The organism is Gemmatimonadaceae bacterium (assembly GCA_037721215.1).
Classification (GTDB): domain Bacteria; phylum Gemmatimonadota; class Gemmatimonadetes; order Gemmatimonadales; family Gemmatimonadaceae; genus UBA4720.
Genome location: JBBJNV010000001.1, coordinates 141,248 through 163,819, shown reverse-complemented (window position 1 = coordinate 163,819; position 22,572 = coordinate 141,248). Strand labels below are relative to the sequence as shown.

Below are 22,572 nucleotides of genomic sequence, written 5' to 3'. Positions count from 1 at the left end.
CTACTGCACGCCGCTGTTCTTCATCCTGTCGAGCTTGGCGAGGTCGACCTTGCCAAGCGCGGCCTTGATGGCATTCATGTCGACGTCCCTGCCCTCGGCCTTGACGACGAAGCGGCCGCCGACCATCACGCTCAATTCGCCAAATCGCCCGCTCCTGTCGTATTTCTCCTGGGCTTTGTGGCCATTGAATGTCGTGGTCTTCTCGTACCCGGTGCCACTCTCGCGGTCGTACTCGGTGGCCGACCACGCGTAGTTTGCCATTCCGGCGAGCCCCGACATGCTGCCGATATCGGTCATCGTAACCGACATCGAGCCGGGCCCGTTCGACTTGTAACGACCCTCAGCCGTCGAGATCTGCATTCCCATCGCGCCGGTTTTTTCGCCCGTCGCATCCGTTCGAGCCATGCCCGGCAGCGATTCAGGCAGCAGGTCCTTGAGCTGACGGAAATCAACGGTCTCGACCTTCTTGCCGTCTTTTGAGCCCATCGCCGCACCCATGGCTCCCATTGCGGCCATCGCGTCGTCCATTCCCGAGCCACCGGCTTTTGCCGCCTCCGCCATCTTCCTGCCTGCCTCCCCCATCTGCTTGCCGGCCTCAGCCATGCTCTCGGCTGCCTCTTCCGCGGCTTTTTCCTCGTCGCTCTTGCAGCCGGTGCCGAGCAGGATTGAAAGCGATAGCAGAAGAATTCCGGGTCTGATGTTCATCTCAATCTCCTTTCAGATGTGGGTTCTGGCGCAGGCCAGCATACACCGCGAAGGGTTAAAATTCAAGCCGATTGAGCGAGCGGCCGGAGCACAAGTGGCCGTTTGCCGCGGGGTCTCCCGTGACAGTCTTTTTAGTACATTGCCATGTGATTGCGGATATAATGCTTACGCACCGCAGCGATGCTCCGCACTGCCGCAGCCCCTCACTCACTGGAAAATCTGATGCGCTTCAGAACCTGTGTCGCGTTTGTCACGCTCGCTGTTGTGGGCACGTCGTGCTCTGAAAACAGCATCAGCGGCCCGGGAGCGGTTGACGCTCCAGGATTCGTGGCAGCAGTGGCTCCGCCTGTGGTGCGGATCAGCGAAATCCACTACGACAACGTCGGCGCCGATGCCGGCGAGGCTGTTGAGATTTCTGGACCAGCGGGAACAGATCTGACGGGCTATCAGGTGGTTCTCTACAACGGCAGCGGTGGTGCGCCGTACACTACTTCGCCGCTCACCGGGGTGATTCCTGCGACATGCTCTACCCGCGGTGTCGTGGTCGTCAGCTACCCGTCGAACGGCATCCAGAACGGCGATCCGGACGGTGTCGCGCTGGTCGCGCCCGGCGGTACACTGATCGAGTTTCTTTCCTACGAAGGCACTTTCACCGCCGTCGGCGGGCCGGCCAGCGGTGTGGTATCCACCAGTATTGGCGTCGCCGAAACAGGTGACACACCTGTCGGCCAATCCCTTCAGAGGAACAGCGACGGCACCTGGAAAGCTCCCGAGGCGAGCACCTTCGGCGCATGCAATGACTTCAGCAATCCGCCGGCTCCGGTCGTCGTCGACCGTGTCACCGTAACCCCTGAAACCGCATCGATCGAGCAGGGCGCGACCCGGCTTTTCGTTGGAACCGCGTTCGATGCCGCCAACGCTCCGGTAACCGCAACGCTCACCTGGACCAGCACCGTTCCAGCGGTGGCCAATGTGAACGCAAACGGCCTTGCTACCGGGCTCACGCCCGGCAACACCTTGATCATCGCAGCCTCCGCGAACGGCAAAGCCGACACGGCGTCGCTTCAGGTAACCCCGCCGCCGCCGCCGCCGGAAACGCGATTCTCCGAAATCCACTACGACAATGCCGGCACCGACGTCAACGAGGCAATCGAGATTGAAGGGCCTGCGGGTACAGTGCTTACCGGCTGGACCGTCGTGCTTTACAACGCCGGCGGTACTCCGGCGGGTCAAGCGTATGACACCAGGACTCTCACCGGAGTCATTCCATCGATGTGCGACGGCCGGGGGGTTCTTGCAATCAGGTATCCCACCGATGGCATCCAGAACGGCGATCCGGATGGCTTTGCACTGGTAAACGCCCAAGGCACCGTAGTCGAGTTTCTCTCCTACGAGGGATCATTCACTGCGAGCAACGGACCCGCTGCGGGCAGGGTTTCGCGGGATATCGGCGTCGCCGAGGTCAACACGCCCGCAGGGCAGTCCCTTCAGCGCAACGCGCTCGGCGTATGGCTGGCGCCGAAGCTCGCGACCATCGGTGGCTGCAACAGTGGTGTTGGACCGCCTCCGCCGCCTCCCGGAAACAGCATCGGGTTCTCCGGAAGAGCGCCTGTCGGAGATGTGCCACTTCCCGTCGGGTTCGAGGACCAGATCTTCGCGACTCTCCGCGGACCGGACGCGGTGGTGATTCCAACCGTCTTCAGATGGACCTCCGAGACACCGACAATTGCGAGTATCGACGCTGACGGTGTCGTGCGTGCGCTTGCACCCGGCACCGCGATTTTCCGGGCCACAGCCCCCGATGGGGCAACTGCCACTTATTCGCTGCCGACGCGTGTTGCCGTTGCCAGCACCACGGCCCAGTACGGCAGCAACACTGAGTTTGGTGATCCGACCGACGCCGATGCAAGCAACGACTTCATCATCCGTCGCGATCAGTTCACAAGCTCGTGGAACAGCGCTCTTGGTACGCCTAACTGGGTAAGCTACAATCTCGACGCAACCCACTTCGGCCCGCAGGATCGTTGTGACTGCTTCACGTACGATCCGCTGCTGCCAGGAACGCCCTACACGACTGCTGCCTACACAGGGGCGGGCACATTCCACGGATATGCCATCGACCGAGGGCACCTCGCGCGGTCGTTCGATCGCGAGTCCGGCAGTCTGGATAATGCGACCACGTTCTACTTCTCGAACATCATCCCACAGGCAGCCGACCTCAATCAGGGTCCATGGGCGGTGCTGGAGAATTACCTCGGCGACTTCGCCCGTCTGCAAAATCGCGAGGTCTACATCATTGCGGGTGTCTTCGGCAGCAAGGGCACAATCAAGGATCAGGGGAGGATCACGATCCCCGACAGCGTCTGGAAAGTCGCCGTCATCATGCCACGCGATCAGGGAAATGAAGACATCGATGATTATCGGGACATCGATGTCGTCGCGGTCATCATGCCGAACGATGCCGGAGTCCGGAACGTGAACTGGGAGACGTACAAGAGAACCGTAGATGATGTCGAGGCGCTGACCGGCTATGACGTTTTGTCGCTGCTGCGCGACGACATCGAGATCGCCGTCGAGAGCGGGACCGCACCGCCAGTTGCCGCACTCGACGGTCCCTACGAATCGTTCGAGGGTTCGGTTTTGTCGATCAGTGCCGCGCTTTCGAGCGACCCGGACAACGACGCACTCGAATATGCGTGGGATTTCGGCGATGGAACGACGGGATCGGGAGTTGCCGTTGCGCTTGTCTATGCTCAGGACGGTATCTACACGGTGCGGCTCATCGTCACCGACATTCGCGGTCTGGCTGACACAGTTTCCACGACAGCCACCGTTTCGAATGTTGCGCCGGAAATCAGTACACTTGCCGATGCAACGCTGCCTTCCGGTGCTGTCTACACCGCTGACGGGTCATTCACAGACCCCGGTACAGACACATGGACCGCCACAGCTGATTACGGCGATGGCTCAGGACCCGTCGAGCTTGAGCTGTCGGGTATGAGCTTCTCGTTGTCGCACACATACGCCCCTCCAGGAACTTACACGGTGACCGTAACGGTCTCGGATGACGACGTTACCTCCACCCGGAGTGCAACGATCACCGTAACTGCTGCTCAGCCGCCGGCGCCGGTACTCGTACCCGTCAATGGCGCGAGGAAAGCTGTTTTGCTGGTGGAGCACTTTGTAGCGGCGGGCGCCCTCGGCAGCGGTGACGCTGCCTCGCTCACAGCCAAACTAAAAGCCGCCATTCAGAATCTCGAACACGATCAGAAACATGTAGCTACAGCACAGCTCACCGAGGTGCTTAAGGAAATAGACGGGTTGGTCGCGAGCGGACGACTGTCGGTGGTCAACGGTACTACTCTGCGCAATCTCGTGGCGCGCGTGATCGCTTCGATTCGATGAAGAGCAGGCATTCACACCGATCTTGTATCGCAGTCGTTACGCTCCCGGATCGTGACAACACCTCAGTCGCCCGATAGTATAGAAACAACCCCTGATTCGAGGACACGCAATGACTGCTTCCGCATCCAACTCGGTATCCGCCATCGCCAACGAGCTCGTGGCAATGTGCCGCGCCGGTCGTAACGAAGACGCGATCACCAAGTTCTACTCGTCTGACATCGTAAGCATCGAATCCGCCGGTAGCGACGAAATGCCCGCGGAAATGACGGGCATCGATGCCATTCGCGGCAAGAACAAGTGGTGGGTGGAGAACAACGAAGTTCATAGTGCCGAGGTCAACGGGCCATTCGTGGCGGGAGAACAGTTTGCCGTGCATTATGTCTACGACACCACGTTCAAGCCCGCAGGCCGCCGCATGAAGATGGACGAAATGGCGTTGTATACGGTGGAAGACGGCAAGATTGTCCGGGAGCAGTTCTTCTACAACGCTCCGGGCGCCTGAGAGACGGAAGTTTGCTCAGAAGCCCTGCCCGATTCTCCCGGTAAATTTCCAGGGTCCCGACTGATCGATCGGGCGAGTTACACCAACTGAAACGGAACCGCTGAAAAAAGTCAGCAACAATTCAGCGGTGGCTCGTATGCCGTCTGTGGGCCGGGAGATTGGCACCACAACCCCGCTCGCCGTATCCAGCCTGGAGCCGAGCCGCAGCAGTGCGGTTTGCGCCGCCGGTCCCGAAATGTCCGTCCATCCGGCACGGATCCCGGCCGCCACACCGGGTGCAATTCCCGGCACGATGAGATTTGCGGGCAGTCGTACGGGTGCGCGAAGAACCGGCAGGTTGTATCCAACGGTCGCCCGTCCGATAGCGGCCCGATCACCGGCAAATTCCTTGTACCCGTACGCGCCGAGACCCTCGCTGCTTCCAATCTCGAACATCGACTGCGGTATCGGCGTTCCGAGCAGCGTGCCGGCATCGCCCCGAGCGAACAACTCGAATGGCCCCAGCTCGCGCCGGGCGGCAATACGAAGCTCCAGCCGCTGCCAGCGCAGGTCGCCGTCGCCTCTCTCGTAGTGCACCCGCGCGCCGATCCCCCGGTCGACGAAGAGACCGCTCACCTGAGGATTGAGCTCGAGTGTGGTCGCACTGCGCACGAAACTTCCTGGCACAATCCCGCGGTTAGGCAGAAACCCGCCGTCGCCCACGTACAGTCCCTGCGACGCGTTCTGTTGCACTGAATTGTCGGACCCCGGCCCGATTTCGAATCGCACCACCGACCGACGCTCGAGCCCCAACGCGCGACTGACGAAAGCCGTCGCGCTTCGCCGGTCGAGGTAATCGAAATCGTCGCGGCTTCCGAGCAGTGCCGGGATTGTCGCGCCCCACGACAGCGGCAGCACAAAGTCGTTTGTGTTGTTGAGTGATCGCTCGACGCGCATACCAGCCGTAGTTCTTCCCCGCCGCTGCTCGATCCCGAACATGCCTCGTGGCACGCCCTCGGCCCACGCATACCCGATCGATCCGCGCACCGAAAGTCCGGGCGCGGAATCTCGAAAGTCCCGTTTCGCGGCGATACCGGTGAACAGGCCTTCGACCCGATTGAAGCGAAACACCTCGCCGAGACTTTGCGGGCGGAACTGCACCGTCGATCTGCCATTGGTGCTCCACGCCGCAGGTGCGAGGTCGTCAAAATCCGCGTAGTAGACATCCTCGCTCGAGGCACCCAGTGGTTTGGCCCAGTCGTCGAACCGCGACAGACTGTCGGAGGGCGCGAAGGTGAGGTGATGCCTCACGCCGGGAGGCGCCGAGGATCGGGCGGTCCACGATGAATCATTGGTGCGGTAAGTGTTGAACCGGGACACGATGCGGATGATGCTCCGGAAATCGCCGAAGAGTCCGATCCGGGCCTGCAGCTCGGTGCGCTGATACGCGGGCAGCCAGTACTGCCCGTCAACCTCGACGTTCACGAGCTCCACGAACGACGCGCCGCTGACCCCGGGTATGCGGCTCCCCGAAGCGATCGTCTGGCGGCCATTGCGCACTTCGACCATCCGGCCGCGCATCCGGACGATCTGCTTCCTGTCCGCGTCAAGCTGCATGTCGCCGTAAAAAAGGATCGCGTCGCCGGGAGCGTTGATTCGCGGCTCTACGCGCACGTTGACGACGGGAATGCGACGGCCCTGCGAAAACAGGACAACAGCCGTATCCCCACCGCTGAACGCGTAGTATGTGTCGCGGCTCGTCGCGAGCGGATGAATTGCCAACCCTGCGCTGTTTGTCCGCGGCAGATTGCTCGATGCAGTCGCCGGAATGACGCCGAGCTGCAGCCGATTCCCGTAGAGCGTGGGTGTAGTCCAGCCACCAAAGATGCTCATCAGCGAAAAGGCAGGGCCGACGGCCTGTGAGCGGTAGCCAGTAACGCGCTGATCATACCGGCCGGGCGCGCGCCATCGGACGTCGCTTGCGATTTGCTCGATCTGCACCGTGCGTTCCCGGCCACCGGAGTCGAGAAGAGCGAGCGACATTTCCGTTTCAATCCCGGCCCGATATGCGCGCAGGCGCTCGGGGATCTGCGCGTTGACACGCGCGGCCTCGGAAAGCAGAGTAACAAGCCCAGCCGAGTCGACCGCCGGCTGCGGGGCAACAGTATCCTGTGACAAAGCGGCGATCGAGATGGCAGCGAAGACGCAAGCAAGCATGACGCTATTTCCTGGAGAGTATTTCCACACCGCGAAGTACACGGGGCGCGGGCATTTGCTACTATTGGTAACCTTCAGGAGTGGGGTCTGATCCGGTTCCGCGCGAAAAGACGCCGCGATGATGGCTACGGTTCGCGTATTTTGCGTCGTGATTTCACTCTCCGGAATGGAGAATGGCAATGATCGAGCTTCAGACCTGCCCGAGCTGCAAGGCGCAGAGTGCTTCGTCCGCCTTCGAATACTGGGTCCTGGCGGAACGCGGGCTTGACGCAAAACGAATCGAGCCCGTGCTTCGTGCACAGATGTTCAGGGGCAAGTAGCAGACTTCCCGGGCCTCACCGGGCATCGCCCCCCGTCATGGCGGCAGCCCCGCCACAGGAAGCTCAATGATCTGCATTCTGCACGGCTGGCTTCTCGAGGGATCGGGAAGCAACCTCTGGACGAGATCGATCGTCACGGCTCTTGCCCGCGCCGGCGAGACGGTTCATCTCGTCTGCCAGGAAAACCATCCTGACCTTTACGACGCGATTGGCGAGGCGTATCGCCACCAAATCTCCGGTGCGGTGGAGCGGCGGTTTGCGCGCGAAGTGCCCTACGCGGGAAAATGCATTCTCCATCAGCCCGACATTGGCGAGACCTTGCCCGTGTTCGTCTGGGACAAATACGAGGAGTACGAGCGGGTCGTGCCGATGATCGAGCTCACTGACGATGAGCTCGAAACGTACATCGACCGGAATGTCGCGGTGGTTCGGAAGATTGTGATCCAAAATGGCATCAAGGCCATACATGCAAACCATGCAGTGCTGATGTCGGTGGTAGCTCAACGCGTGAGCCGCGAACTGGGGGTGCTCTTCGCGATAATGCCTCACGGAAGCGGAATCGAATACGCAGTGAAGAAGGATGAACGCTTTCTGCGGTACGCGCTCTCGGCGATGGAAGATGCCGCTACGGTTTTCGTGATCGGCAAGGAGATGCGAGAGCGCGTGACGACGATATTCAGCTCGGTGCCCGACATCGGCAGAAAGTGCATTGAGCTGCACCTTGGCGTGGACACCGCGCAATTCGATCCGGTGTTCAAGTCGCGCCGACGGGAGAAGATAGGATCGTTATACGCATCACTCGGCGGCACGGCCCGCGGCAAGACGCCTGACCAGACTGATACGATGCTCACGCGCCTTTCCGGCGAGCTCGGCCAGAGCGATCTTCGCGAGCTGTTTGTGAAGGCCGGTGAGTACGATTCCAAGGCACCCGATTCGGACATTGAAGAGAAGCTCCTCGAGGTTGACTGGGAGCGCGATCCAACACTGCTGTTCACAGGCCGTCTGATTTCGCTCAAGGGCCCGCAAGCGATTTTTGCGGCGCTGCCTTTCATTCTCGACCGGGCGCCCGACGCGCATCTCATCGTGGTTGGACACGGTCCACTGAGAGAACCGATGGAAGCCTTTCTCTGGGGACTGGAAAACGGAGAACGGCAGCTCGTCAACAACATCGTTGCGTGGGGCAGGTCGCTCGAAGGCGATCCGACGGGCGATGCGGGCGCCGAGGATCTGAGCAAGGTGCGATTCTATTACGAAGCACTCGAGGCAAGGGGCGAGCTTGACCTGTATTTTGAGCTCGCGCAGCAGCATGTCCGGCGTGACAAGGTGCTCTTTACAGGATATCTCACTCACACCCAGCTGCGCTATCTCTTTCCGTGCTGTGACGTCGGCATTTTTCCCTCCGTCGTGCGGGAGGCGGGCCCGCTCGTGTTCCTCGAAGCACTCGCGTCAGGGTGCTTTCCTCTGGGCACATACTTCGGAGGAATGGCCGCAAGCATAGATGCGTTATCGGAAGTTTTGCCGCCTGAGATAGCACAGGTAATGAAAGTCGATCCTCAAGACACTGTCCACGACATCGTGACGCATGTCCCGCAGGCGCTCGACGTTGGCGTGGCGTACAAGGATGTTCTGGCAAAAGTCGCCAGAGATAAATACGACTGGGTCAGTGTAGCCCGTACGCTCCGGCTCGAGCTGGGCGGAATGGGTTGAACTTCTGATATCTCCGGCACCGCGCGGTGAGGCGAAATCCGGCCCGCGGCGTGGCATGCGCCAGGGCCTGGGCCGGTGGGCTCATGGAAGGTTGTTATCGCGTCTGATCGTAAATGATGTCAACCGGAATTCCGCGGGTGCCGAGCCTGTCGAGATCACTCTGGAGTGTTGTGTCGATCTTGCCGAATTCACCGGTAAAGCGGCCGGACCCGTCGTAATCGCCATTGCCCTGAAGCTCCAGGATGCGCCGCGACAGCGCATCGACGCCTTCGCGCATCTTCGTTGCGTTGACGCGATACTTGCCGTTCGGCTCACGCGTGAAAGCTCCCATCCCTTTCAGGAAGTTAAACGCGGCAACGTTGGCTCGTCCGTGTGCAGAGGCCGCGCCAAATCTTACCGACCTGAACAATCCGGCCAGGAAGGTTACGTAGTTGTCATCCATTGACGCCGTCGCAGTTTCGTTCTGGGCGCTGAGCTGGCGGATCATGTAAAGTCCAAGGATATCGGCCTTGCCCTCCTCCAGCGCCGAAGCGCGTTCCTTGAGGGCGGCTCGCACGAGACCGGTATTGTTGACCGTGTTCTTGATGCCGAGTCCGTGGGCAACTTCGTGGAACATAACGTTTTCGAAAAAGGAATCGAAGTTCACCTGCCCCAGCTGATCGTCTGCAATGAGCTCCCGGGCGATGGGGTGCAGAATCCGGTCGAACTTTGCACGCATTGCGTTTTTCAGCTGCAGCCTGCGCGTTCCCTTTTTGAGCTGCACCTCTTCGTCGTTCGGAAGGTTGATCGCGATTGTTTTCGACCCCGAATTGGCGTCCCCTGAAACGAACACCACATCGTAGGCGTTGAGATCGGAACCCGCCGCCGGAGTTTCACGCTTGTACTGCTCGGCCACAGGAATACCGCGCTGGAGCGCGGGTAGCATGGCTGCATACTTTGCCAACCGACCACTCCATTCCTTGTCCTTGATCAGCACGAACCCCTCGTGCGTCGCTTTGTATCCGAACAGTGCATCCTCGTACGTTTCGATAGGGCCGATGACTATCTCGAGACGGTTGTTCTTCATGTCCATCCATGCCAGGTCGCTGGCCTGGTAATTGTCCGTGAGGAGGGCATCGGCACGAAGCTCCAGATAGCGGCGCAGGCCCGGGTCATCGGCGAGCGCCGCAGCGGCACGGAGTTTGGATGCGGCCAGCTGGTGCTGTGCGGCGAAGGCAACGTGAAAGGGAACCGTTACCAGGGCGCCGGCGGAGTTCCGCCGGACAAGCGTGTAGAGACTCTTGAGGGCATCTGCCTGCGGGCCCCCTGCCTTCACTGCGGTTTCGAATTCCGCTTTGGTCATGTCGCGCGGGTAATAGCCAGCGCCCGGCGGCTTTACGCCTGCTCCGGTGATGAATGGTGCGTTATCGTCGAGGCGATCCCATGGGCCGTAGTTCACCGTTACCAACTGGCGGGTAACCGGGTCGCTGATCGAGGACAACAGCGGTGCCGGATCGCCGTAGGCTTCACGCCAGAAAACATCGTCCATCGCCTTCGCTGCATCGATCAGCAATGGCAGCATCTGCTTTTCTTTCGCGGTGAGGCTGGTGACGTCGGCGGTGAGTTTGACGGCAGTGTATTTCGCCAGGCGATTGGCCACTGTAGCGGCTGACGAAGCGACAGCGGGGCCTGCCGTGATCGATGGCGTGTTCGCTGATGCCGGCGCGTTTGCAGGCACAGGGTCGATGACGGGCGCCGGGCGCGTCGCGCAGGCGGCAAGCCACCACACCAGGGAAAGAGGCGCAATCGATAAGCGGTAATGCATGGCAGCAGTCATAAGTGAGTGTCGAGAGGCGTGAAGGTGACATCGCAAGATCCGTCGACCTCGCAACGATACGCGTGTACCTCGGCGTTGTGCGCCCATTGTTTGCGGATCTCAATGAGCTCGAGAGCGTCGACGCGTTGACGGTCGTTCAGCAATGCGGGCGATGCCCAGGGAAACTTTCGCCGGTAATCCGCGCAGACGGCATCCGGCCGGCCGTGGTCCGACGGGCCGTGAAACAGCAGGACCACCCTTTCGATCTGGTGCAGCTCAATCAGGTATCCACACTCGCGTCGCAGCTGCTGGGCGCGCATAAAATCGCGTCCACTCGACGCAAGGGCGCCACCGCCGCCCGGCACGTAAAACCGATCGAAGCCGGCGAGGCCCAGCTGCACGTGCAGAAACTCATCCGTCTGCTCCTGGAGGCGTCCATCGGAACAGGCGACCACAAGGGTGTGCGGGCGATCGACTGACCACTTGAGAGATGTCATTTGCGCCTGCGCAGGAACATGTAATATGCGAGCACGTTGACCCCAAGCGCCAAGAGTCCAAGAACCCATTGGATGTTTCGGCTCAGGCCTGCGGGATAAAGAATTGGAATCAGATAGTGATCGATGAATCCGCCGGCATAACCTGCCTGACCTCCGCGCGCGCGGAATGAGTTTTCGAGTGGAGTGAGCGGACAGGTCCAGCCAGCGAATTCAATAAGCACGCCCCACACCGCCGCGGGCACGTGCACGTACACCAGCTTTGGCCAGCGCATCAGGAGAAATCCGCCGACCATCACGAAAATTACGAACCCCACGTGCAGGATCACGACTGCATCCGCCAACCAGCGGTAGATCATGCGGTTGACCCGGGTTGTGCTTTTGCCACACGCGGCATCAATCGAAAGAGCGTAACGACGATGAAAAGGATCCTCGACATTCCATTTCTCCCCCCGATTCACCAATGCTGTTCGTAACGGATGACTCTTCGGTTCACTGGCTAATCTACTCGTGACGCATTGCGGCGATGGGAGACAACCGGGAGGCGCGGAGGGCGGGGTATGTTCCGAAGGCCAATCCTGTGATGACGGACACCAGCGCTGCAATCAGAACTGTCTGCCAGGTAAATGCGGCGTGGAGCTGGCCTGCGTCTGGGAGCGCATCACCGCAGTGGCAGCAAATGCGACAACAAGTCCAATCGCCGCGCCGATCACGCTTCCCACACCCGTGATCGCAACCGACTCGGCGAGGATTGCACGAGGATGTCCCGGTTACGCGCGCCTGTCGCCTTGCGGATGCCTATCTCCCGGGTCCGTTCGGTGACCGCGGCAAGAAGAACGTTCATGATTCCGATGCCACCGACGAGAAGCGAAATCCCCGCGAACGTGCCCATCACCATCTTGAATATGAGTACCGATTGTCTCGCCTGATCGAGGCGGAGGCCCTGTCCGCCGCTTATTGACAGGCGTGTTTGCCAGGCGCCGAACTTGGTTGTCAGCCATGCTTCCACATTCTTTTTCATTGCGGGGTACATCTTCCACCCGCAGCGCGCGTACATAAAGATCCGGGGCGCGAGGTGTGACAACCCGAGCCATCGCTGAGGAAGCCACCGTTACGGGAACCCAAACGGAAAGGGAGCCCTGTCGCGGGTCGGATGGCGCGACGCCGACGATCGTGAACTTCGACCCTTCAATAGTCAGCGATTTACCCAGCGCCGCTGCGGCCGGGGAACCGGGTTGAATGATTGCTGACAAGGCCGGCGATACGATTGCAACGTGTTCGCGGTCCGCCACCTCTCTGTCCGTGAAGAACCGGCCTGAGGCCAGAGGCTTCCTCATCAACTGCGCCGCGGCAGGTGTGGTCGCCGTTACAATCGCGGCGCGGGCGCGCCCTGTGTCGGCCGCGATTCGCGCGGAGCCCTGCACGAGAATGGCGACTACCGCCGTCGAGCGAAGTCTGGCGGCCAGCTCTGTGGCGTCCGCAAGAGTGAAGACCGGATAGTCCGTTCGGGGAATGCGCACGCTGTCGATCATGTCAGACGTGGATGGCACAATCATCAACGCCTGCAGATCAGTAGTACTCTCTTTCTGCTCCCGCGCAAAAGCTTCCACTCCGTCGCCAATCGCCAGCACTGCCACCAGTGACGCGACTCCCATTATGACGCCAAGCGTGAAGAGGACCGTCCTGAGCGGATTGGCGCGCAAGGTCTGGACGCCGACAGCAAGTGACCCGGAGATGTTGGAGCTCATCAACATTCCGGGAATTTACGGACGGTGGAAGCGATGGTTTCGAACCCTGACCGTTTCATGCCGGATTCTGCAACCAGCTTTCGAGCGCCTGTCTGGAGTCGAGTATTTCCTGGCGTGATTTGATTGCCGGATGTGTCTGGTCCGGTTCATAGCCGGTGGGCATTCCGTTTTTGCCACTCACGATCCAGGAGCTTCTCGGATCACGCGGGCGCCCAGTCATCAGTGATCGTGGCGATGAATCAACGATGCCGGCGACGGCGCCGTATGTCGCTCGCTGCTGAAACTGGTCGAGCTGGTCGAGTATCGAGTCTACGGTATGAGTTGCGGGGGGCAGCGACGACGCTGTGGCGGTCGCTTGCGGGGGTCCGATTACTGAAGTGTCGCTCATGGGCGGTTCTCTCCTGTGGTAAGATGCGGATTGCCGAGGGCGAAAGGTCATCGGTTGGAGAGAGATGGCCGATGACGATTGGTTTTACGAGAAATGGAATTGCCGCAACTGGAGCCGGATCTGTTCCGACCCCGTCAGTGGATTCGCTTACCGCGGCCTGTGTAGACGCAGCCGCGTCAACGCAGAAAATCGTCCAGACTAACGAGTCTCAATCCCGGAATCCGCGCGAACTCCCTGCGATTGAGCGTCGCGACTGCCCTGCCATGGGCAATGGCAGTTGCGCCGACCAGGAGATCGTGTGGTCCGATGACGGCTCCTGTGCGAGTCAGATCGGCCCACAGCGCCGCGTGACGACGGGCTTCGGGGAGCCCGAACGGGAGCACCGGAATCAGGTCGAGCAGCGCATCGACAAACGCGCCGCGGCGTGCGCGTACGGCCGGCTCAGTTGCCCTGTGGTAACCGTGCAATAATTCCGACGCCGTGATGGCGGCCATTGCGACGGGCTCGTTCCCCAGCTTCTCCAGCAGTGATTCGAAACGGATCGCGCGACGCTCGGCGGCAATCAGCATCGACGTGTCGAGAATCACTCCCATGCCGTTGCAGGCAGCCGCATTTTTTTCCGGCCGGTGGCGATGTCGTCATGAAATTCGGATAACTCTTCCGGGGTGAGCCGGGGAATGTCGTTCCACCGCTCGGCAAGCATACGGGCTGTAAGGCGCGATGATTCGGACCCGGATCCCGACGGAGCGAGGTAGCGGGCCACGGCTTCCCGCACAACCTGGGACTTGGGAATACCTCGGGCTCGCGCAATGCTGGCGAGACGTCTCGCAACCTCGACAGAGAGGCGAAGGGTCAGGGCAGCGGCTTTCATGTATTACAATTGTATGCGATTGCAATACATACGTCAACGGTAGACACTTACACTCCGTTCCTGGCAGCGAACGCTGAGAAGACGCGGGACGGGCAACGGGCTGTATGGCATGATCGGCTCGACTAAGTAGTGTAGCTTAGCGAGCCTGTTGATAGTGTTAAAACGAACATCAGGCTTCGCCCTTGATAGCAAGGCATCTCCGCGCCGCGTCTATCGCGCCGCAGCGTGAATTGGGGGCCGGGATCTACCTTGCCAACACCCGCGATGCGGGCGCGAAATTGCTGCGACGCACTTCCGCCATTCGACCATCGCGATACGAGCCTTCGACCAGCTCGTATCCCAGCAGCGCGAAAATCCGGTCGCCGACGAACAATGGCCGAGCGTTGCCGTACCAATCCACACAGGAAGCTTTGCATCCGTCGTCGATTACTGTCTCATCCCGGGCTGACAAACTGCCGGCGGCGCCGAGGCGGATACCCGAAAAATGAAGGTCATTGCCATCTGCCCCGATCACCATCGCTCCCGGTGACATCGGCTCGATGCGGTCCACGCCATGCGGCAGCTTAATCTCCGTCGCAGGTCCAGGTTCGATCGGTACAACGTGCAGTGCCGACGCCGCGACTGCCTGTGCGCCCCAGCCATTGCCGAGACCGTAGAGAAGATGGTCGCCGACGAACCGGTTGTGGGTGACGTAGCCTTTCATGAGCGCGAGTGCGCGATAGCGCGCACCTGCGGCCATCCGCCTGCCGCTTCCGAACGACGACCGCGGGACACGCAGGAGCGCCGCGTCTCCCGCGGCGACTTCTCCTCTCCACATGCCGTCGCCTCGCGCTTCCGCACAATCGGCTGGAATGCTTCGCGCTCGCCTCCCTCGCGCCATTTGCGCATTGACGGAAGATTCTCCGAGACCGTTGTGGGATCGCTGGAAAGTGTCAGCGGCGTGTAGAACACCAGCTTCGACCCGATGAGGCGCGACGCGTAATTGCGTGACGAGTAATAGTCGTTGGAACGGAGAGGGTACGTGGACAGATATCGAAGGCGACCGGCGTCATCGATCTCGAATACACCCAGCTCCGTTCCGCCGCGCGCGTAGCTGAAGCCGACAACGACAACCTTGTTACCGGCGAGGATCAATTCGTCGTACCATGCTCCGCTGGGATCGAGTCCCGGGCCAAACGCATCGACCGTCGACATTGGCCGCGTGTCACGATCGGCGATTGATACCGTAAACAGCCGTCCGCGACGAAGGATTAAAAGGTGTTCGCCGCGGAGCTTCACGATTCCGCCTTCGTCGACGCCGGCGTGCTGCGTGTTGGTGATGGATTCGTATGCGGCGACGCCACTCACTACGTGAGCATCCTGCAGTTCCATTATCGTCGAGCAAAGGCGAATCGTGGCAGTCAGGGAGTCCATGACGCCTACGTCGAGGTCGAGTTTTGCTGTGGCAAAGCCAATCCGCCGCGCAACTATCGTCATTTTCGAACGCCTGATCGTGCTCTCGGCGGGAATCTCCAGGCGGAAGCGGCCGTCAGCTGTCGTGTTGGCTCCAAGACCCAGCGACGCTATTCCTACCGACACGCCAGCGAGCGCGCCCCCGGCAAAATCGGTGGCTCGTCCGCGAATTACGAGCAAACGGGGCGTCGCCTGGGCTCGCTTCGCCGCCCAGCGTCGTGTGACTTGTACTTTCGATTGTGAGTCGGACGACGGACAGGCTGCGGGTGACAACCTGCCCCGCCATTTGCGCATTCGCTCGCGCTGTTCGATGTCCAGCCATCGGCGGCGTTGGCCGGCGACCTCGCGGAGGTACGCAGAGAGCTCCCGTTCCGAACGGAATGCGGTAAGTCCACCCCCGTCACTTTCCTGCGCTCCGACCGGAGCGTTTAAAGCGGCAGCGTGGAACGCCGCGGGGCAGTGAGCATGAGGGACTTTCGCAGCATCCTGCCTCGATATAGGTGTCAGTGAGTTGGACGACCGAACCTAGGGGAGGTTGCACACGCGGGCGGCGACCGCAACGACGTGGCGACGTTCATCGAGGCAACCCGGTTGCGTACCGGAATGCTGTCGATTTCGGCTTGCAGCGGCGATCTTCAGGTGCAGACGAGTGTCCTGAGTGTTCGAATGGCGGGCGCCGTGTTAAGGTGCGATGCTTATACTATTGCCGTCGCGACATGCGTTCTCTGTCGTTGTCGAACTCGTTAACACTCAGGACCCTGCTCGGTGAATACTCAGCGTACGCTATCACTCGTCGTGCTGGTGTTGGCCGCCTGCACGGGTCGTCCCCCCGGAACCGCGCCGCTCCCTGTTTCGCGAGCGGTGGGTGCGGGGCACGGCGTCATTCCGTTGCCCGGGTCAGTTCAACTCGATCCCGCGCAGACATTCGTGGTTGATACGCTTACGACCATCCACGTTGACCGGGGCGCTGGCACGGCGGTCGAGGGGGTCGCCGGTTATCTGGCGACCATGCTCGGGCCGGCGTTGAAGCCCGAGATTCAAGAACTCGCCCCAGGCGCCTCGTTGCCGGCGAAAACATTTTATCTGAGGATCGATTCGGCTAACGTCGCAGGCGGAGCCGAAGGTTATGAGCTGACTATCGCTGCCGGCATGGTAACAATCGCGGCCCGAACGCCCGCTGGGCTTTTTTACGGCGTACAGACCATTCGGCAGCTGCTCCCGGCGTCGGTCGAACATCCTGCCGCTCTAAAGCGCCAGTTGACTTTGCCGGCGGGGCGTATCGTGGATGCTCCGCGGTTCGAGTGGCGTGGCATGATGCTCGACGTCTCCCGCCACTTCCTCGGCGTCGGCGACATCAAGCGCTTTATAGATCTGATGGCACTCTACAAGATGAACCGCCTGCATCTGCACCTGTCGGACGATCAGGGGTGGCGGATCGAGATTAAGTCGCGCCCCGAACTCGCAAGGATCGGAGGGAGTACGCAGGTCGGCGGCGGACGCGGGGGATTTTACAGTCAGTCCGACTACAGTGAAATCGTCGCGTATGCGGCGAGGCAGTTCATCATGATCGTGCCGGAGATCGATATGCCGGGCCACACGAATGCGGCGCTCGCGTCGTATCCCGAGCTCAACTGCAACAAGGTGCCGCCGCCAGTCTACACTGGCATCCGCGTGGGCTTCAGTGCCGTCTGCGTCGATAGCGCGGTGATTTATCCAATCCTCGAAGATGTGGTGCGTGAGATCTCGTCGCTTACGCCAGGGCCGTACTTCCACATCGGTGGCGACGAGGTCAAGACGCTGACTCCGGCGCAATACCGGAGGTTTGTCGAGCGAATGCAGGGAATCGTGAATGCGAATGGCAAGCGAATGATCGGGTGGGGTGAGATTGCGCCTGCTCAGCTGCTCCCGACGACTGTGGTGCAGAGTTGGATCAAGGATTCTTCAGCCGTGCATGCGGCGCGTGGTGGCAAAGTGATCATGTCGCCCGCGAAGAAAATCTATCTCGACATGAAGTACGACAGCTCGACTGTGCTTGGGTTGAACTGGGCCGGATTTAATCAGGTGAGGACGAGCTATGACTGGGATCCGGCGACCTTTATTCCAGGGGTAGGTGAGAGTTCGGTGTTGGGAATTGAGGCTCCCCTCTGGTCGGAGACGCTCGTAAAGGTTGAGGATTTCGAGTCGATGGCGTTTCCGAGGTTGATTGCGGTGGCCGAGGTGGGATGGACGCGCGGGGCGTTGATGGGGTGGGAAGGGTTTCAGCGGAGGCTCGGGATGCAGGCGGGGAGGTTGCATGCGCTTGGAGTCAACACGGGGAGGTAGCTGACGTCCGGGAATCATCCGAGAATCTGCGCCTCCCTGATGCAGCTATCGCATATGGGAAATCGCCTTCCTCAGTTGCTAATCTGTGGCCCGGGTGGCTGAGCAAATGCACGAATGTCTCTTTCGAAGGTTCTGGCCCCGTGATCGAAGTCAGGCGTCCAGCCTCAAGGACCTACGTACCGGTTCGCTTCTTTGCGACGGACCTCAGGTACGCCACGGTCCAGGAAACAGAGACTCTGCCTGCTGACGAATTGGGTGATGTGACGTTCCGGTGGGACTGGCGGTTCGTGGAAGGCGAGTTCATGGACGTGCTTCTTGGAGTCACCCTTGCCGCGACCCGCGGAAGGCTGGAGGAGGTCGAGGTATCCATGGTAGGATCGTTCAGGCTGCCGACGGAGACTCCTGATGTTTCGCTTGAAACGTTCGCGACGCTGAACGGCCCTGCGATGTTGATGCCCTACCTTCGAGAAGCCATTAGTGCCCTGACTTCACGCGGCTACTTTGGTGCATTCACCATGCCCCCCATCAACGTACATCATCTGATCGCCGGCATGGATCAGAACGCAACTGGCGTTCGTCAAGCGGCAGCGGATCCCGCGCTGGCGACGCTCATGGCTCGGCTCACACTTAAGCAGGCGTCGCAGCCAACGCGACAGAAAAAGAGAGCACGGAAACCAGTGGCTAAAGCGATGCCCTCGTAGAGCAATCCATAGGCAGGACAAACCGAAAGCTCAGCTGCTGATCGTTCTGACCCGGACGACGCGATTTCAGAGGCTTGTCAGAGCTTCGGAAAGACTGGATAGCGGCGGATTTGACCTTGCATAGAAGTTGACCGTCCGCTATCGTATGCAGGTAACCGAATCCCGTGGCGATTTCAAGCAAATTGCGGCCACGTTAAATATTCCGCTAAAGCGCTTCGCCCAGCGCCCACGCGTGGGCTTTTTTCGTTCTGGTAGCTTTGCATGACTCGTACACCTACTGGCTCTTCTTACCTGCAGGCACTTGCCAATCGCGTTCTCGTTTACGACGGGGCGATGGGAACGAGCATCCAGCGCTTCAACCTCACGCCCGATGATTTCGGCGGAAAGTCACTCGAAGGTTGCAATGACAACCTTGTCATCACTCGCCCCGATGTAATTCAGGCCATCCACGAGTCGTTCCTCGCGGTTGGGTGCGATGTGGTTGAGACGTGCACATTCCAAAGCACGCCGCGCCGCCTTGAGGAATGGGGACTAGGCGACAATGTCCGTGAGATAAATATCGCCGCCGCGCGCATTGCCCGGGCCGCCTGCGACAAGTATGCGACACCCGGCCGCCCGAGATTCGTTGCAGCGTCAATGGGCCCGACGGGGATGCTTCCATCCAGCTCCGATCCGGCTCTTGGAAACATTACTTTCGAGGAGCTCGCCCGGAATTTTCACGATCAGGCGCAATATCTCATGGAAGGGGGCGTTGACCTTCTTCTAATCGAAACCGCCCAGGACATCCTCGAGGTCAAAGCCGCAATCGCCGGCATAGAGCAGTTGTTCGCCAGGCTGAGGCGTCGCATACCCATTCAGGCGCAGATCACCCTCGATGTCTCGGGGCGCATGCTTCTCGGCACCGATATCGCGAGCGCGATGACGACGCTCGAATCGCTCGGCGTCGATGTCATCGGTCTCAACTGCTCGACGGGACCGGATCTCATGCGCGAGCCGATTCGTTATTTGTCAGAGAACGCGACGCTTCCGCTTTCAGTCATTCCCAACGCTGGATTGCCGCTTAACACGGGCATCGGTGAAGCCGTCTATCCGCTCGAGCCGGGGCCATTGGCCGAGGCACTGGCGGAATTCGTCCAGGATTTTGGTGTGCGGATCGTTGGCGGTTGCTGCGGAACCACCCCTGCTCATCTCGAGGCAGTCGTCAACGCGGTCCGCGAAATCGAAGGCAAGAGCGTCGGCCCCCGGGCCGAAGTTGGTGGAAACGGATCCCGCCCCCATCACCACAAAGTCCCCCGCGTAAGCTCGGCGATGCGCGCCATCACCCTCCACCAGGATCCCCCACCTCTCCTGGTCGGCGAACGCGTCAACTCCCAAGGCTCACGCAAAGTCAAACGCCTGCTCCTCGCCGACGACTACGAAGGCATCCTTGAGGTCGCCCGCGACCAGGTAGACTCAGGCGCCCACGTCCTCGACGTCTGCGTCGCCCTGACCGAACGCGCCGACGAAGCCGAGCAGATGTCGAAGGTCGTGAAGCTGCTCAGCATGAGTGTTGAAACCCCGCTGGTAATCGACTCCACCGAAGCTGACGTCATCGAAGCCGCGCTCAAGCACATTCCCGGCCGCGGAATCGTCAACTCCATCAACATGGAGAACGGCCGCGTCCGCATCGACGCCGTCGTTCCGTTGGTCAAAACCCACGGCGCCGCAGTTATCGCACTCACGATCGACGAAGTCGGGATGGCAAAAACACGTGAGCGCAAACTCGAGGTCGCGAAAGCCATCTACCAGATAGTAGTAGACGAGTACGGCCTCGCCCCTGAAGACATCATTTACGACGCGCTCACCTTCACGCTCGCCACTGGCGACGAAGAGTGGATCAACTCGGGCCACGAGACTATCGAAGGCATCCGCCTCATCAAGCGCGAGCTTCCCGGTGTGTCGACAATCCTCGGCGTCTCCAATGTGAGCTTCGGCCTCACGCCCGAAGCTCGGTCGGTGCTTAACTCGGTGTTCCTTCACCACTGCGTTGCGGCTGGCCTCGACGCCGCAATCGTCAACCCGGCTCACATCAAGCCGTACATGGAGATTTCGGAGAGAGAACGCGATCTCGCCAACGACCTCGTGTTCAACAAGAATCCGGAAGCACTTCAGCACTTCATCGAGTACTTCTCGACCGTCGGCGGAAACGGACAAAGCACAGCCACTGAAAAAGAAGACCCAACCGCGGGAATGACCGCGGAGCAGCGCATCCATTGGATGATCCTCCACCGCAAGAAGGAAGGGATCGAAGATCACCTCGACGCTGCCGGAGTCCGCGAGACGCCCGTACGAGTGCTGAATGAAGTCCTTCTCCCCGCGATGAAGGAAGTCGGCGACAAGTTTGGCGCCGGCGAGCTGATCCTTCCGTTTGTTCTGCAGTCCGCCGAAGTCATGAAAAAGGCGGTCAAACACCTCGAGCAGTTCCTCGAGAAAGCCGAAGGCTACACCAAAGGCAAAGTCGTTCTCGCGACTGTCTACGGAGACGTGCACGACATCGGCAAATCCCTGGTCAACACGATCCTCTCCAATAACGGCTACACGGTCTACGACCTCGGCAAACAAGTCCCGGTCAATACTATCCTCGAAAAAGCAGTCGAAGTCGGCGCCGACGCGATCGGACTGAGCGCGCTGCTCGTCTCGACATCGAAGCAGATGCCGCTCTGCGTGAAGGAGCTGGACAAACGCAACATGAAAATCCCGGTCCTTATCGGTGGCGCCGCAATCAACCGCCGCTTCGGCCGTCGCGCCATGTTCGTGGACGGCGAACGCGAGTACACGTCTGGCGTGTTCTACTGCAAGGACGCGTTCGAAGGTCTGGACACGATGGACGTGCTCCAGGACTCTGATCGGCGAGATGCGTTCGTCACGAAGAACCTCACGGACGCGCGCAATGATGTCTTCCTCCATACCGATGTTGGCAAGGACATCGCGCGAGGCGATGAGGCGGGCGCGCGAAGCGACGTAGCCGCGAACAACCGCGTACCCGCACCTCCGTTCTGGGGAACGCGAGTGCTTCGGGACATTCCCGTCGGCGAAGTCTTCGACCTTCTTGACCTCGATGAGCTCTACCGGCTCCAATGGGGAGCACGCGGTTCCGGGGAGAAATACGAAGCCACGATCCGGGACGAGTTCGAACCCGCCCTTGCACGTCTGAAGTTGGACGCCGAGCACCATGAATGGGTCAAGCCGCAGGCGGTATACGGTTATTTCCCGGCGCAATCGCAGGGCAACGACATCATTCTCTATGATCCTGCCGCATACAGCAGCGATGGTGGCTCGCTCCGTGAAATCGGGCGCTTCCATTTTCCAAGGATGGTGGGCAGAGAGCGGCTGTGCCTTGCGGATTACATCCGCTCTGTCGAGTCGGGCGACGTCGATGTCGTTCCGCTGCAGGTTGTGACTGTCGGCAACGAAGCGACAACCCATTTCGAGAAGCTGCAGGGGGCCAATGAGTACACCGAGGCTTTCTATTCGCACGGGCTCTCGGTCGAAACCGCGGAGGCGACGGCCGAGTGGATGCACCGGCGCATCAAACGCGAGCTGGACATTGAAACGACGGGAGTCGAGGACGGTGCGTCGACCAACACAGCACGCGGCGGCAAGCGATACTCATGGGGCTACGGCGCATGCCCCGACCTCGACGATCATGCCACTGTCTTCAAGCTTCTTCCCGCGACGGATGCACTCGGCATGACGATGACCGAGGCGTTCCAGCTGATGCCCGAACAAAGCACGGCGGCGATCATCATCCATCATCCTGAGGCGAAGTACTACGCTGTCAGAGGGATCGCTGGAGATGGGGCAGGAAAAGTTGCCGATGCCGAGAGCGCAACTGACTCCATAAACGAATCCGTCGCCCTCGATCGCGCCGCTTCCGGCGAGATCTCCCTCGCTGAGGCGCGCTCGGATAAATGATTCCCCCGCGGC

Annotated in this window: 17 protein-coding genes and 1 riboswitch; of the genes, 7 read left to right on the top strand and 10 right to left on the bottom strand. The window is 60.4% G+C overall.

Going from position 1 to position 22,572, the window contains the following annotated elements; genetic code table 11:
- Positions 1-705 carry a hypothetical protein gene (locus WKF55_00685; protein ID MEJ7758082.1) on the bottom strand — a complete coding sequence of 235 codons (705 nt, stop codon included), beginning with the start codon at positions 703-705 and terminating at the stop codon, positions 1-3.
- A 222-nt stretch (positions 706-927) separates the two neighbouring features.
- On the opposite strand from WKF55_00685, the gene WKF55_00680 reads away from it, so the two are divergent.
- Both WKF55_00680 and WKF55_00675 read left to right on the top strand, forming a co-directional pair.
- The gene (locus WKF55_00680; GenBank protein ID MEJ7758081.1) at positions 928-4,110 is read left to right on the top strand and encodes a DNA/RNA non-specific endonuclease; all 3,183 of its coding nucleotides are present in this window, start codon (positions 928-930) and stop codon (positions 4,108-4,110) included.
- 109 nt (positions 4,111-4,219) lie between these two features.
- Positions 4,220-4,612 (top strand): nuclear transport factor 2 family protein, encoded by a 393-nt coding sequence (locus WKF55_00675; protein ID MEJ7758080.1) that lies wholly within the window; start codon positions 4,220-4,222, stop codon positions 4,610-4,612.
- A 15-nt stretch (positions 4,613-4,627) separates the two neighbouring features.
- Here the strand turns inward: WKF55_00675 and WKF55_00670 are convergent, their stop codons facing one another.
- Entirely contained in the window at positions 4,628-6,808 is a 2,181-nt protein-coding gene (locus tag WKF55_00670) for a hypothetical protein (protein MEJ7758079.1), read from the bottom strand.
- Positions 6,809-7,194: 386 nt separating this feature from the next.
- On the opposite strand from WKF55_00670, the gene WKF55_00665 reads away from it, so the two are divergent.
- Positions 7,195-8,835, top strand: coding sequence for a glycosyltransferase (locus tag WKF55_00665; GenBank protein ID MEJ7758078.1), 1,641 nt, complete (start codon positions 7,195-7,197; stop codon positions 8,833-8,835).
- Positions 8,836-8,929: 94 nt separating this feature from the next.
- On the opposite strand, the gene WKF55_00660 is transcribed toward WKF55_00665, so the two are convergent.
- Positions 8,930-10,639 (bottom strand): hypothetical protein, encoded by a 1,710-nt coding sequence (locus WKF55_00660; GenBank protein ID MEJ7758077.1) that lies wholly within the window; start codon positions 10,637-10,639, stop codon positions 8,930-8,932.
- A gap of 14 nt (positions 10,640-10,653) precedes the next feature.
- Here WKF55_00660 and WKF55_00655 point away from each other — a divergent pair, with 14 nt between their 5' ends.
- The gene (locus tag WKF55_00655) at positions 10,654-11,109 is read left to right on the top strand and encodes a hypothetical protein (protein ID MEJ7758076.1); all 456 of its coding nucleotides are present in this window, start codon (positions 10,654-10,656) and stop codon (positions 11,107-11,109) included.
- A gap of 14 nt (positions 11,110-11,123) precedes the next feature.
- Here the strand turns inward: WKF55_00655 and WKF55_00650 are convergent, their stop codons facing one another.
- From WKF55_00650 to WKF55_00620, 7 genes are all read right to left on the bottom strand, one after another.
- A complete protein-coding gene (locus WKF55_00650; protein ID MEJ7758075.1) occupies positions 11,124-11,483 on the bottom strand; it encodes a DUF2784 domain-containing protein in 360 nt (119 codons plus the stop codon).
- Positions 11,484-11,894: 411 nt separating this feature from the next.
- Entirely contained in the window at positions 11,895-12,872 is a 978-nt protein-coding gene (locus tag WKF55_00645; GenBank protein ID MEJ7758074.1) for an ABC transporter permease, read from the bottom strand.
- 55 nt (positions 12,873-12,927) lie between these two features.
- Positions 12,928-13,260: a hypothetical protein gene (locus tag WKF55_00640; protein MEJ7758073.1), complete on the bottom strand. Its 333-nt coding sequence runs from the start codon at positions 13,258-13,260 to the stop codon at positions 12,928-12,930.
- Positions 13,261-13,436: 176 nt separating this feature from the next.
- Positions 13,437-13,853, bottom strand: coding sequence for a type II toxin-antitoxin system VapC family toxin (locus tag WKF55_00635; GenBank protein ID MEJ7758072.1), 417 nt, complete (start codon positions 13,851-13,853; stop codon positions 13,437-13,439).
- Positions 13,844-14,131 (bottom strand): CopG family transcriptional regulator, encoded by a 288-nt coding sequence (locus tag WKF55_00630; GenBank protein MEJ7758071.1) that lies wholly within the window; start codon positions 14,129-14,131, stop codon positions 13,844-13,846. The genes WKF55_00635 and WKF55_00630 overlap by 10 nt, the downstream gene beginning before the upstream one ends.
- A gap of 244 nt (positions 14,132-14,375) precedes the next feature.
- Positions 14,376-14,834 carry a hypothetical protein gene (locus WKF55_00625; GenBank protein MEJ7758070.1) on the bottom strand — a complete coding sequence of 153 codons (459 nt, stop codon included), beginning with the start codon at positions 14,832-14,834 and terminating at the stop codon, positions 14,376-14,378.
- The gene (locus WKF55_00620) at positions 14,831-15,763 is read right to left on the bottom strand and encodes a beta-propeller domain-containing protein (GenBank protein ID MEJ7758069.1); all 933 of its coding nucleotides are present in this window, start codon (positions 15,761-15,763) and stop codon (positions 14,831-14,833) included. Before WKF55_00620 ends, WKF55_00625 begins: the two co-directional genes overlap by 4 nt.
- Positions 15,764-16,348: 585 nt before the next feature.
- Here WKF55_00620 and WKF55_00615 point away from each other — a divergent pair.
- The 3 genes from WKF55_00615 to metH all read left to right on the top strand — a co-directional run bounded on the left by WKF55_00615 (position 16,349) and on the right by metH (position 22,560).
- Positions 16,349-17,905, top strand: coding sequence for a beta-N-acetylhexosaminidase (locus tag WKF55_00615; protein MEJ7758068.1), 1,557 nt, complete (start codon positions 16,349-16,351; stop codon positions 17,903-17,905).
- A gap of 140 nt (positions 17,906-18,045) precedes the next feature.
- Complete coding sequence (locus WKF55_00610) at positions 18,046-18,606, top strand: protein-export chaperone SecB (protein ID MEJ7758067.1); 561 nt, start codon at positions 18,046-18,048, stop codon at positions 18,604-18,606.
- 154 nt (positions 18,607-18,760) lie between these two features.
- A riboswitch (SAM riboswitch) is annotated at positions 18,761-18,835 on the top strand.
- 32 nt (positions 18,836-18,867) lie between these two features.
- Positions 18,868-22,560 carry a methionine synthase gene (gene metH / locus WKF55_00605; GenBank protein ID MEJ7758066.1) on the top strand — a complete coding sequence of 1,231 codons (3,693 nt, stop codon included), beginning with the start codon at positions 18,868-18,870 and terminating at the stop codon, positions 22,558-22,560.
- The last annotated feature ends 12 nt before the right edge of the window (positions 22,561-22,572 follow it).